We start from the raw sequence: 16,335 nt of genomic DNA, 5'->3' as shown, positions 1-16,335 counted from the left end.
TAACTAATGGTTTGTGGTAAACTTGAACATTAGACTGATCACTAATGCATAAGAGCAGTATGGATTATTATGAAAGTGACAAAAAAGGTAGTGAATCATCAAGTACAGCCCGATGACTACTGTAGCGTGGATAAGTATTTAACTTTGATATCCACGAAGTGGACAGCTCATATCGTTTGGCTTTTGGGTCAAAGTGATGAAATGCGTTTTGGACAAATTCGCAAACAGTTAGCGTTGGTTTCAAGTAAAGTGCTCACAGAACGTTTGAAGCTGCTTCAACAGTATGGCTTTGTATGGCGTAGGCAAGAAGATACTATACCAGTGACCGTAAACTATGGCTTAACACATAAAGGAAAAGAGTTTGCACAAATAGTTAATTTTATTGTGCATAAAGCGGACGACTGGGATTCGAGGTAATTAGGGTTTGTGTGACAACAAACTCTAAAATCAAAACTAGAGCTATTGATAATAAATAGGTTCTGATGAATCATCTATATAAATTTGCACCTCAAATCTTCCTCCTTATTTTTCTATGAGTTAACAGGTATTGAGTGTTTGTTTTCGTCAGTCGTAGGAGCACAGGCTTCTCTGAAGTATGAAACTAGCAATCCGTTTCAGTGCTATCTAGCTTTAAGTGTCCAAGTAGGATCTGTACCCTTATGTTTTTCATTCTGGCATAGTCCAGAATAGCTCTAATACGAAGCATGGAATGAATACCATAATAGCCCGCATTCAGCCTCAACTTTACAGCCCAGTTCCTGATAATCGTACGATAAAACGAATAACTGATGACTTGGCCTTTACGGCGACAGCTTGGAAATAGAAAACTACTTGCCTGTAGATGTGCTGAGTAAACTCACCGACTAATACTCTGCTGCGTTCTCGGAGTAATCTCATAGTGTACATCGGTACCTGTTTTTTGCAGGATGTATTGAAGCCTCTCATAGATCACTCCTGCCGAAGAAACATCATATACGTGCATCTTTCGTAGATCGCTCGCCCTCAACTCGCTATCAATGGCTAAGTTCAATAGTGCAAGCTGTATTAGGTTACTTTCAAGCTCTAGCCTAGTTCTGATTCGCCAAATCTCTTCCAACTTGAGTGGTCTTTTTATCCCGCTACATTTTCCTGAAGATAACTTTCTCATGTTGACCTCCTCTTAGGTGTTATTGGTAAACATAAAGTCTGGCTATCGACTACAACTGTTGCAGCAGCTTGGTATGGGAACTTACGGGCATGACGACAAATACATCAGCTTTAAGCATGTAATCAATGCGGTTGTGTGGCCACTACACCTTAACAGATGCGTGGGATAGTGATCGTCTGGCGGCTAACTATCGATTTACCCCACAGAGGTGGCGGACATCGATGTCCTCTACTTAGAGGACTATGACAGCTGGACGTTTCAGATTAATACCCGTGCACTATCAACAATACTCCAAGATCCACTGCTTGAATAGCGTTTGCGCTTTGGTCTCAGTTTGACTTTGTCGTTTTGTTAGCCAGTAGGAGCCGCTGTCGAGAAAGATATCGAAGGGCTGGATAAGCTTTTCTTCCATTAGTGTCTTTTCAAACATAACGGGAGGCGCTAATGCAATTCCGAATCCCTGAACTGCGGCTTCAATCATCGAAATGGATGAGTCAAAGGTGATACTGTTGAGCCTGGACTTAGGTAGCGGTATATGGGCTTTTTGAAACCACAACGCCCACTCCTCAGGGTTGTATGAACGCAGCAAAGTGTACCCCAGAATATCCTGCGGTTTCTCTAAGTGGTGGCCGACCGTTTTATTGCAAAGTACGGTTAAGGGGGCTTGAAACAAATGTTCTGCTTCGGTCGCATGCCATCTGCCTTTGCCATAACGAATAAAGAAGTCCAGCCCTTCGGACACAGGAGCCGCCACATTGTTGTTGGTCGAGATTCTGACATCGATATAGGGAAAACGTTCATTGAAGTCTTTGATTCTTGGGAGCAACCAGTTCAGAGCAAAAGTGCCCACAGCACCAACACAGACCACTTCTCGGTGAATTCCTTGTTCAAGCATCTCTAACGTATCGATCATACTGTCAAACGCATTTCTAACCACCGGCAATAACATCATTCCTTCATCGGTCAGCGCTAACCCTCGCGGAAGACGATAAAACAGCGCTCCCCCCAGTTGCTGCTCCAACATCTTAACCTGTTGACTGATCGCCGCCTGCGTGACACAGAGCTCGATAGCGGCTTTAGTGAAGTTCAAATGCTTAGCAGAGATAAGAAATGCCCTTAGTGCATTCAACGGAAGATGTGTGATATTCATAATTAGATCTTAGTTAAACTTATGGCTGAGTTCAGTTTTAACATATTGTTCTCTGATACGTCTATCCTTACGATTGTTGTGTTTTTAGAGTGATACGTAATAAAAACCAATAAGTAATAGTTATAAATGAACAGGTTCACTTCAATGTGTGTGAGAATATTAACCATCAATGCAGTAACTCTAGCTATGTTGTTTGCGCCTACCATTAACGCGACTAGCGTGGGAGATGTACCCTCATCCCTGAAAACTTAAAGCTCTTGTGGAAGGCAATTCGACGGGAAACCCACCCAAATAAACACGCCGCCGACACCACCGGCGAACGAGGTATGGGTCAGCAGTACAGGCTCGACCGCTGGATTTGGTGCTTCTGTGGTTTACATTCCAAGCCAAGATGCGGGTATCGTGATTCGTGCCAATTAAAACTAACCAAGTCAGGAATGCGTGAAAGCGGCTTACCATATTCTTTAGGCAGGACTAGAACAATAAGCGTATCAGGGTAGATAAAGTTTGAACAAACAATCAGGAATATAACTAGCGTACTTAAAGTGAAACAGCTGCTCTCAGTACCATCACTGATAACGTTGCAAGACCAATTAAGGCAAGGAGGTCGGAATTAGCAAGATCTAATTAAATCAATTGAAAGCCCGTTTTTATCTCAATTCAAGAGAAACTGATAAACCTATAGGTATTTTTAAGTTCCTATACTCATAAACAAACATTATATCCTTAGTGATCTACAAAAAAGTTGTTAACAAATACTTTGGTAATCAAGTATTTCAGAGTGGATCATAAAACCACCAAACTTTATAGAAATTCAACCACCATATTAATTTTTAAGGGTTAGAAATGAAAAAACATATCGTATCTAAAAATAAATCGTTATCTTCAAAATTATTTATTTCTATTAGTTTTTTGCTCTCATTCGGTGCCTATGCTTCAGATTTAGAGCAAAGAGTTCAATATTTTGAAGATAAAGGTTGGAGTATTGGAGTAACTGTTTTAGATACGGAATCAGGTAACATTAATTCTGTAAATGGTGATAAACGTTTTCATTTTAATAGCACTATAAAAGCATTAGCATGTGCAAATATCTTATCTAAAGTCGATAAAAATAAGATCTCATTAGATGACTCCATCTATCTCAAGAAAAGCGATATTGTAACGTACTCTCCTGTAACAGAAGATTACGTAGGTAAAAAACTAACATTACGAAAAGCATGTAAAGCTTCTTTAACATATAGCGACAATACTGCAGCTAACTATACAATATCTGCGGGTGGCGGTCCCGAAGGGCTGACGAAGTTTATGCGCTCAATAGGAGACGATGTACTTAGATCAGACCGATACGAGCCCGAGTTGACTAAAAATATCGAATACGATATTCGAGATACGACGACAACGAATGCAATGGCATCCAGTCTTAACAAGCTTCTATTAGAGAATGTATTATCCGAAGAGTCTAAGCTTCAACTTAAACAATGGATGAAAGGCAATAAAGTGGCAAACGACTTGTTAAGAGCCTCTCTGCCACAAGGTTGGGCCATCGCAGACCGTTCTGGGGCAAGTGACTACGGCGTAAGAGGAATTATATCAATGGCTTGGTCTAAAGATCATGAACCGTTGATTATTACCATGTATGTTCGAAAAAGTAACACTACGATGAAAGAACGTGATCAGGTAATCGCAGAGATCGGCAAAGTAATTTTTGAACAATACCCGTAACAATTTTTAACCACCACCGTTAAATCGGTGGTGGTACGATAAATTGCCGTCCAAAGAGCATATTTTTAATTGTATTTAGGGCTATCTATGTCAATCAGTTGTTCTCGTGTATTTATAAGCAGTTCATTCTTAGAAAAATAGATTTTGTATAATTAATAAGGTAAAGCTTTGAATTTATTCTATCTAATTACTCTAATATGGACACTATTGATTATTTCTTGTGTTTGGGTTGAATATACTAAAGAAATCAAAAACCTGATCACTTTACTTCTCTTTTTAATATGGACCACAGCATTAATTACCTTAACATTTGGTACACCTTCTGGTGGTGGTAGCGCTATTAACTTTACGTTATTAGATGTTACAAATCGTGCAGACGTCATTGACGCTTGCCTGAACACATTATTGTTCTTGCCCTGTGGAATGCTTCTAAGACTTGCCGGCATAAGGTGCTTTCCGTCGATTATAGTATCGGGCATATTAAGTACACTGATAGAGGTTATGCAATTTGCAGTAGGTTCTGGAAGAACTTCTGACCTAAATGATGTACTTTTTAATACTTTAGGAGCAATTCTAGGTTTTTCTCTTTTTTGTGCTCTTTTTAGATATAAAAAGTTTTTAGCATCGAGGTAGCGTTATTGAACCGAGTACCCCACGTTTAATAGACATCTTACTAAGTTTAGCTCTAGAGTTTCATTGAGCGGTGATTTATGACTAAACGTCGTAACCCAGCGTATACTGAAAGTTTCGCAAAGAAGCGGTTAGCTTAACCAGTCCTTCAGGTCAAAAAGCAGTCTCCATTGCCAAGGAGCTGGTACTGGGTCAGCTCAAGACAGGGGAAAGGTTAACTTTGAAAATTAATATGTCGTATAATGCATATCCATCTTAACTGGATCAGAACAGTATGCGTACTGATAGATCGAATTTACCCTCCTCCTTCGTTATATATCGTGATGATTAACAGCATGTTGTATTAGAAAGTGGATAACTTTTGCTAGGGTAAACTCATATTAATAGAGTATGAATGAGTAAAAGGTCTAACGCATAAAGGGGCAGTTCTGCGTTACGATGATCTACCCCGTCAGCAAGCCGTTGGACATTAATGAGCTACGCTAACCTCCCTAATAATCGGAATTGACATGAGGAAATGTATGGCAAACCTTAGTTGGAACGCTGAATATTTGTCTAAGGCTGTTGGTGGAACGTTTTCCTCCATCGGTTAGGGGTTACCTCATAACGCTCTTTAAATTTATCTCTGAAAATGAGAACTGAGCTAAACCCTGTTTTTGCAACAATCTGTTCAATAGACAAATCTGTAGATTCAAGTAGATCCTGAGCCAAGTTTAGTCGCTCAGCCGTCAGCCATTCTCCAAATGACATACCTGTAGCTCTATTAAATTTTCTCGTAAAAGTTCGGCGGGACATCATCACTGAATCTGCTAGCTCATCCAGTGAATATTTTTGATTGATATCACGCCTGATATTGTCCATTAATGCATTGATACGTGAATCAGATGTCGTCACAGGTATAGGTTGATCGATAAACTGAGCTTGCCCACCATCTCTGTATGGAGGCACAACCATTCTTCTTGCTACTCGGTTCGCAATCGTACTGCTGTAGTATTTTCGGAAAACATACAGACAGCAATCGATACCTGCGGCAGTACCTGCTGAGGTTATCACCCCGCTATCTTCAACATATAAGGCATTCGTATCGAGCGAAACTTCTGGAAAGCGTTGACTAAAATCCTGTTCTAATTCCCAATGTGTCGCAGCTCGTTTCCCCGCTAATAAGCCAGCATAAGCGAGAACATAACCACCAAGACATAAACCGACAACCAATGCGCCTCGGGCATGAGCACGACAGAGAGCATTGAGCAACTTTTCATTAGGGCGCTCGTCAATTGTTCTCCAATAAGGTACAACGATGATGTCGCAATACTCTAGGAAATCAAGCTGCGCCTCGGTATGAATTTCCATACCGATATCAGATAAAATCGGTCCTTCCTCTCCAGCGACAAATTTAAGCTCGAAAAAAGCTTCATTAAGGGTATCTCTTCCAAACACAATGCTAGGGACAGAAATATGAAACGGGCTAAAGCGATTGAAAACAACAACAGCAACGGAAGGAATTTTATGGTTTTCATTGAGATACATAGTTCGTTTCCAAAGTAAAATGCACAGAGCAATGTTAGTACACTACTCTGTGCGGTTCATAAACGCAGGCCATAGGTTTGCTTTATGACATCAAAACTAGATTATCACTGTTTCACCATCTTCTGGAACAAACACAAAATCGCTAATCATATTTGCAGCTGCGTATTCGCGCATTTCTTGAGTAGTCACCAATACATGGTTAACCGCCCCCATATGAGTCGCAACGATTTTCGCTTTAGGTAGCACTTGGTGTGTTTTTAGTACATCTTCTTTACCCATAATAATAGGACCAAAGCCCAGTACATGCGCCCAACCTGTATTGAGAATAACGACACCTGGTTGTTCTTTTTTCATGGTTTCTTCTACACTTGGAATCCAAATCGTATCACCAACCACATATAACTTTTCTTCATCGGCATGGGAAAAAATCACGCCTGTCACTTCACCCAAAATTTCAGCCATTTGATCATGTTGGAATGCTGCATCAGAGCCATGCTGGCAGACTGTACGTGTAAATGAAATACCGTGATATTCAGTCTCTTCAGAGAAGATTTTAACGTTGGTAAAACCTTGTGATAGAAGAATAGTTTCATCACCTTCGTGCTGTACAAAAATCAATTTATCTTTAGGTATCGCATTCACTGCTGTTTCATCCCAATGGTCTGGGTGAGTATGAGTTAGAAGAACTGCGTCCACATTGATGATGCTTTCAAGAGGCAGAGGCAATTCAACTGTTGGATTGCGTAAGTGTGAATTTGCTGTTCCTTCAAATCCAGAGTAAGTGCCTTTTGGCGCTAACATTGGGTCAATAAGGAATGTTTTACCTGCATAATCTATGACTTGTGTTGCATTGCGAATTTGTGTGATTTTCATAATTGTGCTCCAGTATTGCTGTGTTTTGCTGTAATGGAGTCATTTTATGCAATAGGATAGACGCTCAAAAGTGGCTTAAAGGACACATAAGGATACTATTGGGACAAAAATTTGTTCTTGGAATTAGTTGTTATTAGATAAATTGAGGGAAACTAATAGAAACCATTTTAGTGTTCAACAACTGACGTAACACTGTTTGGGGCAGTTCTGCGTTACGATGATCTACCCCGTCAGCAAGCCGTTGGACAGAAACGAGTTAGATGTATAACTCCAATCCGTTTCTGTCAGATTAGAAAAAGTATGTTGAAGCTATAGTTGTATGTTATATCCTGATAACTCCTGAACCTGGAGTTCTCAGCGCTTTTATCCATTCAGAAACCTTTTCCCCATTAACTTCCTTAATTGGGTAGCTTCGAGCTGAAATAGTAGTCCTAGCCCCTGGACTAAATTCTGATGTGGTAACTAGTAAGCCCGTTGTTGCTTTCGCTTCTAAAACGTCTGCATATAAGCCTTTTATTGTTACTTTATCGATCTTCGACTTATACCGTTTGCATTGAATGATAAATTCAGGGTGTATTTGAGCAGAATCATTCCAAACACGAACATCAACACCGTCATCATTGGTACCAGGTCCAAGTTCAACTTTATATCCTGATTGACTAAAACACTCACTAATTAATTCTTCGAATTTTCGCCAGTGGATTTCACCCAATTTAGCCAAGTTATTCGACAGGTAATTGATGAAGCGTTGATCTAAGAAAGTGCCATGTGAAACTACAGGTTGATGTTTCTCGAATAAATCATTTAGATCGACTATATCTTTCCATTCTTCCCACCTCCCTGCAGTATGAGGGCTATTCTGAAAATGAGCGTCGTACATTTTCATCAATTCAATAAGGTCACTCGCTCCAGTTTTTCCGTACCTTTCCATTGCTTCAGCTAGCATTGGCATAGGATCAACAGAGCTTTGACCGTTTTTTACTGCCAGTTCTACACCCAGTCTATAATGTTTACTGTAAATATTTTGAAGATCAGTAATGTAATCTAAACCTTTTTCTTTCATTGCTCTTATGAAGAACTGTGATTGTGTAAACAATCCTTGTCTTGGGGTATCAGTAACACCAACCTTATATAAAAGTTGGTAATATAAACCCTCGTAATCTTCAGAGCGAATAGCAAGCCCATTACCTTCAGATCTCAATATATCATCAGCATATCCAGTACCTGACAGTAAATCGCACATCTGTTCAATTGAACTAGCTAAACCTGCTTTGTAACCTATTATCTCATGGAGATGATCGGCAAGGTCACCAGGAGAAAACCAAATTCTTGCCATAATTCCTCGTAATTCACTGGAGGGTATAACGTTGCATCAAGACGTGAACAACGCAATCAACCAACCTTAAGCTGTTACTACCGCTTCCATTTCATTGTAATGGTGCTCATCTATTGTCTTAACCATGTCTAGGATTGTGTTCAAAATAGCGGGTGATTCACCTAACAAGTTATCTGCATTATCTTCCAGTTCTATCTCTTGGTTATGCGAGTACTTGTTTATAAAGCGATATACTTTTTCAACATCCTCTGACTTGATATCTGAATACCCTCGCGTACCATCATCTACCAACTGCCTAAAGTTACTTCTCTTCTTAGGGAGCTTGAAGCACAAGAATGATTCGAGTAGTTTTCTCGATAAGTTTGCGCACAGGTATACTTCATCAAGATTCAAATTCGCTTTGTCTTTGAATGAATACAGCTTTGAGAATAAGTAGTGATACTCAGAGTTGTACTCTGTCAACGTACCGCCAGCACTTACAATTTTAGATTTTCGAACACCGTCACACGTACTTTCAATTGTATATGCTCTTGATTTAATTATTGGGTCTTTACCCTTGGGGAATTTATTCTTCTTGAGTACCCAATCTCTGACTAACTTGAAGTACGAGAAGTTATGTGTCATTACAAATAGCTGTTTAGCGTTCTCGCAGTGCTTTTTCAAAAATGAATACGAATGGAACAAGTGGTTTGAATCAAAGCTAGATACTGGGTCATCAACAACCACTATAGTTTCTTTGATATCGTTATCATGCTCTTTAAGTTTTGTCACAAAATACACGAATGCTATTGCTGTTTTCTCACCTTCACTCAAGTTATTAGCCAGCTTACCAGTGCCATTACGAGATATTTTGTACCCTTTCTCTTTAGCATCAAACTCTAGCTTAAGTTCTGTACGCCCCAAGAACTTAGCAAGCTCATCATTGAAAGGGTCTACCGCAATAGATTCATTTGACAGCTCAGCCTCAAGCCTTACTACCTCTGTATTGATAGCTGTAATTTCATCACTTACTTTCTTAGCTTTATCCTGATCCGCTTTTAACGCCTTTTTCTTCATGTCATAGTCGAAATCAATAACTTTCTCCGCAGCATAATGTAGCTCAAGAGCTTGTTTGTGTGTCGCTGTCACAGCTTGGAAATTACCTGACTTGTCATTATGCTCTTTCACACAAGCATTGATACTTTCAACAGCATTGTTGTATTCATCAATAAGACTCTGAGGGACATTTACAACTACCATAGAAACATCAAAAGGGTCATTTGTTTTCTGGACGAGGCAATCTTCCCATCCCTTTACAATGTCTGAAACTTTTCTTCTAATTTCGTCGAGTGGAGCTATAGCTTTTTTATAAGCAGCTTGAAACTCTTCGAAAAAAGAATCTACAGCTGGAAGATCGATTTCTGGTAACGACTTGCAGTACTTGTCAGCTTGCGCAATTTCTTCCTTTAACAGTTTAAAGGCCTCGCTAAAGTGATTATTCAACGAAGTCAACCTAGACTCAGTTAGCGTACTTCCACAAAAGTGACACTCATTTGATTCATGCTTTTCGTGCAAACTTATACCAGTAGACACCCACGTTTGGACATCAGGGTTTTCTTTTAAAAAATCTATTACCTCATTTACAGCGGTCTTCTGCATTAATGCTTTCAGTGCATTAAAATCACTTTCAAAAAAGTCTGTTTGTATAGGTGAAATCGACAAAGAAATTTTTGGTTTTTCAACAGGAGAGGCAGATTTCGTATGATGAACAATGTCTTCCTCTGAAAGTACTGAGTCTATGTCACTAACCCCCGTTGGGTCGGAAGTGATTAATTTCTTAAGTGACGTTTTGTTGTAGTTCAAATACTTACGGTCATCTGTTCCAATCACTTTCAAGCTTATCTTGATGCTCTTCGCCGTATCTGAGAGGAACTTATTAATTTCGGCTTCTAAATCACTGGCGGTCTTGGTGGCACTCTTCGACTCCTCTCGTTTTTGCTTCAACTCATTTTTCTTTTGGTCAAGTTGCTTACGCTCTGAGATTTTCTGTTTATCAACTAGAAGTATGCTCTTAACCGTACCGCTCCAATCAATGTTTTCTTGAATAAAGTCATTATTAAACGTTCGAACGTTGAGTGGATTGGTCTCGATATTAGCTTGTGTCAAAGTATTTACATTCGTTCCGTCAGTACTGTACTCAATATCAAAAGACGGAGTTTCATACGACAAGCTATTCAAAGACTTATTCTCAATACTTCTAAACAATCTTGAAAGCGTTGACTTTCCAGAGCCGTTCCATCCATAAATAAGATTAAACCTCACAAACTCATCACACCCAACATTCGTATGGTTCTCGTAGATTCCAAACGAACGAAGGCTCTTTATCTTACTGATACCATTAATCATTCGTGTCTATCCGCATATGGTTGATTTTCCAACTATCTCAACCATAGCCAGCATATGGACAATTTCAGTGATACATATCCAAAATCCAACTAAAACAATATATTTCATTCGGTTACTAACAGTTCTGTCAGTGTAGGAAAAAGGACAAGCGATGAGTTCTGGTCTTGCCTTTCATAAGTTCAAGTATTGAAAATGACTTTCTTACAACTTAGAAAGGGATAGTGGTAACAAGAAATGGGGCATTTTCGTGTTTCATGCCCCGTCGGCACATCTTTGTCGGATAGGCGACACCTGTTACCAGATGCCGCCCTCCTAAGAACCGTACGTGCAACTTTCACTGCATACGGCTCAAGCCTCCACTAAGGCGTTATTGTTACCCAGCAACTCACAAAGCAGTGGCGACAGGATCAAACCATGAGTTACGACCTGTATTTTTCACCTTACGTTCATTGAGAAAACCTTCCCAAAAAGGATCGAACAGGGTCGCTTGACTCATGATTTTTACATGTCGCTTGATTGGCACTTGACCAATTTGAAACAGTCGGATCACGCCATACAGTCCATCCTTTTTAAACCAGCCATGGAAAATCCATTGCCCTTGATAGTTTAGAAAGTACTTGTGTGCGATCCATTTACGTCCCTTGTTTGGGTGACGCCTGACTGACCATCGCCATAACGCTAGAAACATCTGATGACCAACATAGCCGAAGGTTTGTTTAGCAACACAGTGGCGATAGTAATTCGCCCATCCTCGTAGCTTTGGATTCATCATCTTAATGAGATCGGCTACTGGGATTGTTGCGTGTTTTCTAATGAGGTCACGCATGTTTCGTAAGAATGATAATACGTTGGATTTGCTCGGTTTAATGAGCAGTTTCCCTTTGTACTTTCTGGCGTTGAAACCAAGAAAGTCAAAACCATCATTGATATGAGTAACGTGCGTTTTCTCTTCAGAAAGCGCTAAACCTCTTTCTTGTAAGAAAGCCATCAGTTGCGGCTTAATGTCATTCACTAGGACTTCCTTTGAAGACCCCGTGATAACAAAGTCGTCAGCATAACCTATAAAGTTTACTCTGCTGCCTGTCTTGCGAGCGATAGACTTAATTAACTTTTCTAGTCCGACAAGAGTGAGCAACATCAGGGTGGGTGAAATTATCCCTCCTTGTGGTGTTCCCTCTGCCGTTTTGTAGAATAGCCCTTTGTCTATATAACCACATTCCAGCCATTGCTTGAGCATCCTTTTGTCTGTCGGTACATTATCAAGTAGCCACTGGTGACCTATCTTGTCGAAACAAGCTTTGATATCCCCCTCAAGAACCCATTGTGCTGCTCCCTTTTTGCACAGGCATTTGAAGCACTGCTGTATTGCATCGGCTGCGCTTCGGTTAGGTCTAAAGCCATAGCTGTTAGGGTCGGCAATTGTTTCCGATATAGGTTCTAGTGCTAGAAGATGTAACGCTTGTTGCGCTCGGTCTATCATACACGGGATACCTAATGGTCTAAGTTTGCCGTTTTTCTTCGGGATATAGATTCTTCTGAGCGGTTTAGCTCGATAGCCTTTTCTGATCAGTAAGCTGACTGCCGCCATTCGACGTGCATCGGTGTTCCAGATGTCGCCGTCAATTCCTGGCGTTTTACTGCCTTTGTTTTGTGATACTCGACGAACAGCGAGAAGTTTTGCTGCTTTCGAGTGAGTCAGTATCCACTGTAGTGCTTTCGCCTTACCGTGTTTACCTTCTCGGATTGCTTTTGCAATGCGCATCTGGAGCCTTAACACATGGCGCTCAACCGCTTTCCAGTCGATGGATTGCCATTGGGCGCTGCCAGAAGGGGCACTCACTTCATGAGAAGAGATCATCTGCGTTCCTTCTTAAATAAAGTTTTCCAAATCATCTTGCAATGGGAGACCAGTTGGAAGTGGGCACACTTTCGTGTCAAACATCCGTTTGTATCTGCATCATTACAATGCAGCATTCGCTTTTTCCAACCTCCTTTACCAGCACCGCTATCGGCTCTCTTCACAGACAGCTTTCCCGAAGGAACGATACTGGCTTACCGTGTTCCGCATGTCGCGCAATATCAGGGTAGATGCCCACTATAGTGCGAGGAGCCTATCGATCACGAAAGAGTATTGTCCAACCTCTTTCCTACTCCCATCGCCGTTTGGCCACAGCGTATTAACCACTTCCGCTGCTTCACGTATAACGCACCTTACATGGATTCACTTTCGTTCATCATACTGATTCCCTAGCACTCACCCAATTCGTGGTTATCAGGAGGAGCATTCCCTCACGGTTCTGCTCCCGTTTGGCACAGTGCCAAACTTCGTTACATTGTCAGGCTCGCTGCTTTATTCAGAGCCTTAGGGTCGTCTGGTGATACAAACGGTTCACTCTTATCGCGGTGAACAGCGCTTCATGCGACTTCACGTCGCACGGACAAAAATGTGCCCGAGCATTTGCTAAATTAGCAAGGGATTGATAATTAAAGGCATGAAAAGTCGCTTAGTTTTAGTATAGATGGTGCAACTTTAACGCTGACGGGTTTTGTTTAAATATCATCGAATATACCTCTACGGATCAGTACAGTACGAAATGAGCTAAATCAAGGAATGACAGGAACGCTGGCTCCTATCAATTACTTTAGGCCGCATAAATAATACTCTACTCCATACAACGAGCAATGAGCTTTTCTACATCGTAATAGCAGAAGAAGTTATCAATTAGTATATATTGATACCGACGCGGTTTGTAGATATCAATACCCAAAAATGACTTTTGAATCTGGCTGACAATAGGAGACGTGGATGCTGTGAAGACAACTTTTTTATTAATATGGTCGGTATCTTCAACTTGATTTGTTTTTGATACAATAAGTCCATTTTTCAAGTACATTTCACCATCGATAGAAAACGTACTGTATTGATTTTCTTTATCGACATCCGTTATGGTAATAATAGAAGTGTATTTCATTTCTTTCGCAAGAAAATCAGCATTGGTATTCAGTTCAATTCGATCTTCTCCTTTAGTGATAATCACCTCACTTCTTTTGAAGTAACCGTCAATAGGCGAAGTTTTTTTGTCTAAAGGGAATAAGGTATAGGTGATAGTAGCTACAAAAAAAATCACGTTTAGCCATTTTAAATAATTCATAACTTACACCCCTTCTCATTCAACTCGCTAACAATCTTCTCAATATCGTCACCTGAGAAAGAAACCAATTGATCATTTACCAAACAATCTATTACTACCCGATCTCCTGACGAGTTGATAAACAAAATATTCTTATTTTCATGTTTCGCTAACTTGAGGTCTTCTTCTATATCTTGAAATCTAAGAAGCATTGATTCTTGACTACTCTTCACACTTTCCAGCTGAGCCAATACTTGGCTATCACCAGTAAAAACCGCAATATAATCATCGTTATTTATTACATTTACCTTGGGAGGTTCTAATCTGGTATGATTGAAGAAGAGTACGATTAGAAGAAGAGCAATGTTTACAAAAAGAAGTGGGTATAATGCAATTTTAGATACAAACAATTTGGTTCTATTAATCTTGGACTCACTGAAAGCATCCAGTAACTCTGGTGAACTATCTTTCGTGATCGTGTCAGTAGACTTTTCTTGATTAGTGTTAATGTCAATAAATTTAATTTTATCAACTTGAACAACATAGCCTTTGTTTTTCTCATTGGATATAACGTCGATTTTGGTATGGTTCTTAAATATTTTTCTTAGATTAGCGATAGAAACCGGAACTGAGTTTTTTGAGACCAGCTTCCCCGGCCATCCAATTGACGCCAACTCATCTCTAGAGAAGAACTTGCCTTTATTGTTCAAAAAATGGCTTAATATGACCGACTCAGCATAAGAACACTTATACCGGGTCTCATCAACGGTAATAAAGTAGCTTCCTCCTTCTTCACCACAACTGACTTTGATATCGTTAACTTCCATTTCTCTCTCTTCTTTCTTCCATTTGATATAGTGATTTAGCTGAAACTCGAATAGCCTCTACAGACCTATACCATAGCCTATCATTAAGCACTAACTAAATTAGATCAATCGATAACATCGAGTCGTTCCAGCTTTGCAACGCCATCAAGAGTCAAGAGAAGATACGCTTGACCATGAGGGCTGCCGTAATAGCAAGATTATTTAAATGTTGTGTTCTACCACGTTTGGCTTGCTTCCACTGAGGCACCACATCTTCATCAATCAAAAGTGTGTGTGAACCACAATCGCATTGTACAGGCTCCAGTAGTGTTTTTGTCGCAAGATTTCAACAACAACGTACTCCATTTATCAATAAAAACGACTTAACTTAACTATCTGTTTTTATTTGGTTTTAATATTATTAATTTTAATAAAGATACATTATCGAGATACCTATTTAGCATTCACTCCATTGAAGGTGATCAATCAGCTTGTTTAAAAATGATTTTTGATTGTAGCTGGGGAGAACCTGCTAAAAATAATTATGAGTTATTAAAGGTAATGATAATGAAAAAACATTTAGTGATTGGTGCTGCTCTCAGCGCAATGAGCCTTGGTGGAGCTTACGCAGGTGAATAGCATCGGACTGGCTGGAGAAGGCTTCTCTTATGATCAGCCTAATGCTGGAGATGTTAGTGTTTCTACATCTGGCGTTGTAGTTCATGGTGATGCAAGCCTAGGTGACACAAACTTCGTAATCGGCGCAGAGACTTTCATCTCAATGCAAGGTGATGTCGAATCTGATCAATGGGATGATACTGGTGACGGTGACCTTCGTACGTTCAAAGCTACTATAGGTTATGATTTTAAGTTCTTCCAAGACACGTTCAAAGTCACCCCTGTGATCGGTTACCAACTCGGAAACGGGAAGTTGGATTACGACAGTTATGAGCTCGACGGTTTCGTAGCAGGTATGCGTGCTGATTATGCTATCGACGAACGTTTATCTGTCAACGCTGGCTTTTTGGTTGGCAAGAGCACCATTGACTTTGATGATGCAGACTCATTCGATGCAACATCAGGTAGCTTGTCATTTGGACTTGGCTACAACTTCTAACACCATACTAAATGTCGTTCTACTGTGTGTCATTTAAGAATACTGTTAACTAAACTCCAATAGGAAATTAATAATGAACAAAAGCCTGTTTACAATTATGTTTTCAATCTTATTTGTTAGTCTTACAGGGTGCTCCGCGCTAAAAGAAAAAGCCGCTAATGCTAGCACGGAGCGTGCCGCTAAGTTCTCGAATGAGGAACTGTGTGAACACTTTAAGGAAGACACCAATATTTACTATATGGAAGCAAACAAAGTCGAAGTAAAGAAAAGAGACCTAACCTGTAATTAATCGATAATCTTGCAGCCCTCAGAGGGGGTATCTCTTTTACGACATGAACAGGGTTGATAATAACAAAATCAACCGGAAAACAAAAGCTAAAAACGTACTCATGAACCATTATGAAAATTAGTTAAGTTAACGCCCAGTTTAGTCGCGATTAAATCATTACTCTAGACTGGAAGAGGTATTTTTATCAGGAAAATATCACAAGCATTTATTATTTAATTTTCA

Annotated in this window: 13 protein-coding genes and 1 pseudogene; 5 read left to right on the top strand and 9 right to left on the bottom strand. The window is 40.0% G+C overall.

Translation table 11 applies throughout. From position 1 onward, the window contains the following. Positions 1 to 69: 69 nt before the first annotated feature. Positions 70 to 417, top strand: coding sequence for a helix-turn-helix domain-containing protein (locus OO778_RS23605; RefSeq protein WP_203347148.1), 348 nt, complete (start codon positions 70 to 72; stop codon positions 415 to 417). A gap of 184 nt (positions 418 to 601) precedes the next feature. On the opposite strand, the pseudogene OO778_RS23600 reads toward OO778_RS23605, so the two are convergent. Together OO778_RS23600 and OO778_RS23595 are read right to left on the bottom strand one after the other, a co-directional pair. Further along, positions 602 to 1,147 (bottom strand): annotated as a pseudogene (locus tag OO778_RS23600) (integrase). Positions 1,148 to 1,427: 280 nt separating this feature from the next. Next, positions 1,428 to 2,297, bottom strand: a complete 870-nt coding sequence (locus tag OO778_RS23595) for a LysR family transcriptional regulator (RefSeq protein ID WP_074189951.1) — start codon at positions 2,295 to 2,297, stop codon at positions 1,428 to 1,430. 846 nt (positions 2,298 to 3,143) lie between these two features. Here OO778_RS23595 and bla point away from each other — a divergent pair. Together bla and OO778_RS23585 are read left to right on the top strand one after the other, a co-directional pair. Next, positions 3,144 to 4,019, top strand: a complete 876-nt coding sequence (gene bla / locus OO778_RS23590) for a class A beta-lactamase (RefSeq protein WP_074189950.1) — start codon at positions 3,144 to 3,146, stop codon at positions 4,017 to 4,019. 168 nt (positions 4,020 to 4,187) lie between these two features. Next, positions 4,188 to 4,652 carry a VanZ family protein gene (locus tag OO778_RS23585; protein WP_074189949.1) on the top strand — a complete coding sequence of 155 codons (465 nt, stop codon included), beginning with the start codon at positions 4,188 to 4,190 and terminating at the stop codon, positions 4,650 to 4,652. A 552-nt stretch (positions 4,653 to 5,204) separates the two neighbouring features. On the opposite strand, the gene OO778_RS23580 is transcribed toward OO778_RS23585, so the two are convergent. The 7 genes from OO778_RS23580 to OO778_RS23550 form a co-directional block, all read right to left on the bottom strand. Continuing rightward, a complete protein-coding gene (locus OO778_RS23580) occupies positions 5,205 to 6,176 on the bottom strand; it encodes a helix-turn-helix domain-containing protein (RefSeq protein WP_047009328.1) in 972 nt (323 codons plus the stop codon). A gap of 96 nt (positions 6,177 to 6,272) precedes the next feature. Next, a complete protein-coding gene (locus OO778_RS23575; protein WP_069522899.1) occupies positions 6,273 to 7,049 on the bottom strand; it encodes an MBL fold metallo-hydrolase in 777 nt (258 codons plus the stop codon). 322 nt (positions 7,050 to 7,371) lie between these two features. Beyond that, positions 7,372 to 8,385: a restriction endonuclease gene (locus OO778_RS23570; RefSeq protein ID WP_264911931.1), complete on the bottom strand. Its 1,014-nt coding sequence runs from the start codon at positions 8,383 to 8,385 to the stop codon at positions 7,372 to 7,374. A 66-nt stretch (positions 8,386 to 8,451) separates the two neighbouring features. Next, positions 8,452 to 10,770: an AAA family ATPase gene (locus OO778_RS23565; RefSeq protein ID WP_264911930.1), complete on the bottom strand. Its 2,319-nt coding sequence runs from the start codon at positions 10,768 to 10,770 to the stop codon at positions 8,452 to 8,454. A 385-nt stretch (positions 10,771 to 11,155) separates the two neighbouring features. Then, the gene (gene ltrA / locus OO778_RS23560) at positions 11,156 to 12,628 is read right to left on the bottom strand and encodes a group II intron reverse transcriptase/maturase (RefSeq protein ID WP_264909311.1); all 1,473 of its coding nucleotides are present in this window, start codon (positions 12,626 to 12,628) and stop codon (positions 11,156 to 11,158) included. An 805-nt stretch (positions 12,629 to 13,433) separates the two neighbouring features. Continuing rightward, the gene (locus tag OO778_RS23555; protein WP_020332823.1) at positions 13,434 to 13,922 is read right to left on the bottom strand and encodes a hypothetical protein; all 489 of its coding nucleotides are present in this window, start codon (positions 13,920 to 13,922) and stop codon (positions 13,434 to 13,436) included. Beyond that, positions 13,919 to 14,728 carry a winged helix-turn-helix domain-containing protein gene (locus OO778_RS23550; RefSeq protein ID WP_005495319.1) on the bottom strand — a complete coding sequence of 270 codons (810 nt, stop codon included), beginning with the start codon at positions 14,726 to 14,728 and terminating at the stop codon, positions 13,919 to 13,921. The genes OO778_RS23555 and OO778_RS23550 overlap by 4 nt, the downstream gene beginning before the upstream one ends. 610 nt (positions 14,729 to 15,338) lie before the next feature. On the opposite strand from OO778_RS23550, the gene OO778_RS23545 reads away from it, so the two are divergent. Next, a complete protein-coding gene (locus tag OO778_RS23545) occupies positions 15,339 to 15,824 on the top strand; it encodes an outer membrane beta-barrel protein (RefSeq protein WP_264911929.1) in 486 nt (161 codons plus the stop codon). A 73-nt stretch (positions 15,825 to 15,897) separates the two neighbouring features. Next, positions 15,898 to 16,113: a hypothetical protein gene (locus tag OO778_RS23540; RefSeq protein WP_020332820.1), complete on the top strand. Its 216-nt coding sequence runs from the start codon at positions 15,898 to 15,900 to the stop codon at positions 16,111 to 16,113. Positions 16,114 to 16,335 lie beyond the last annotated feature (222 nt).

This window comes from Vibrio sp. STUT-A16 (assembly GCF_026000495.1).
GTDB classification, from domain to species: Bacteria; Pseudomonadota; Gammaproteobacteria; order Enterobacterales; family Vibrionaceae; genus Vibrio; species Vibrio diabolicus.
This window is presented reverse-complemented; position numbering and strand designations above follow the sequence as displayed.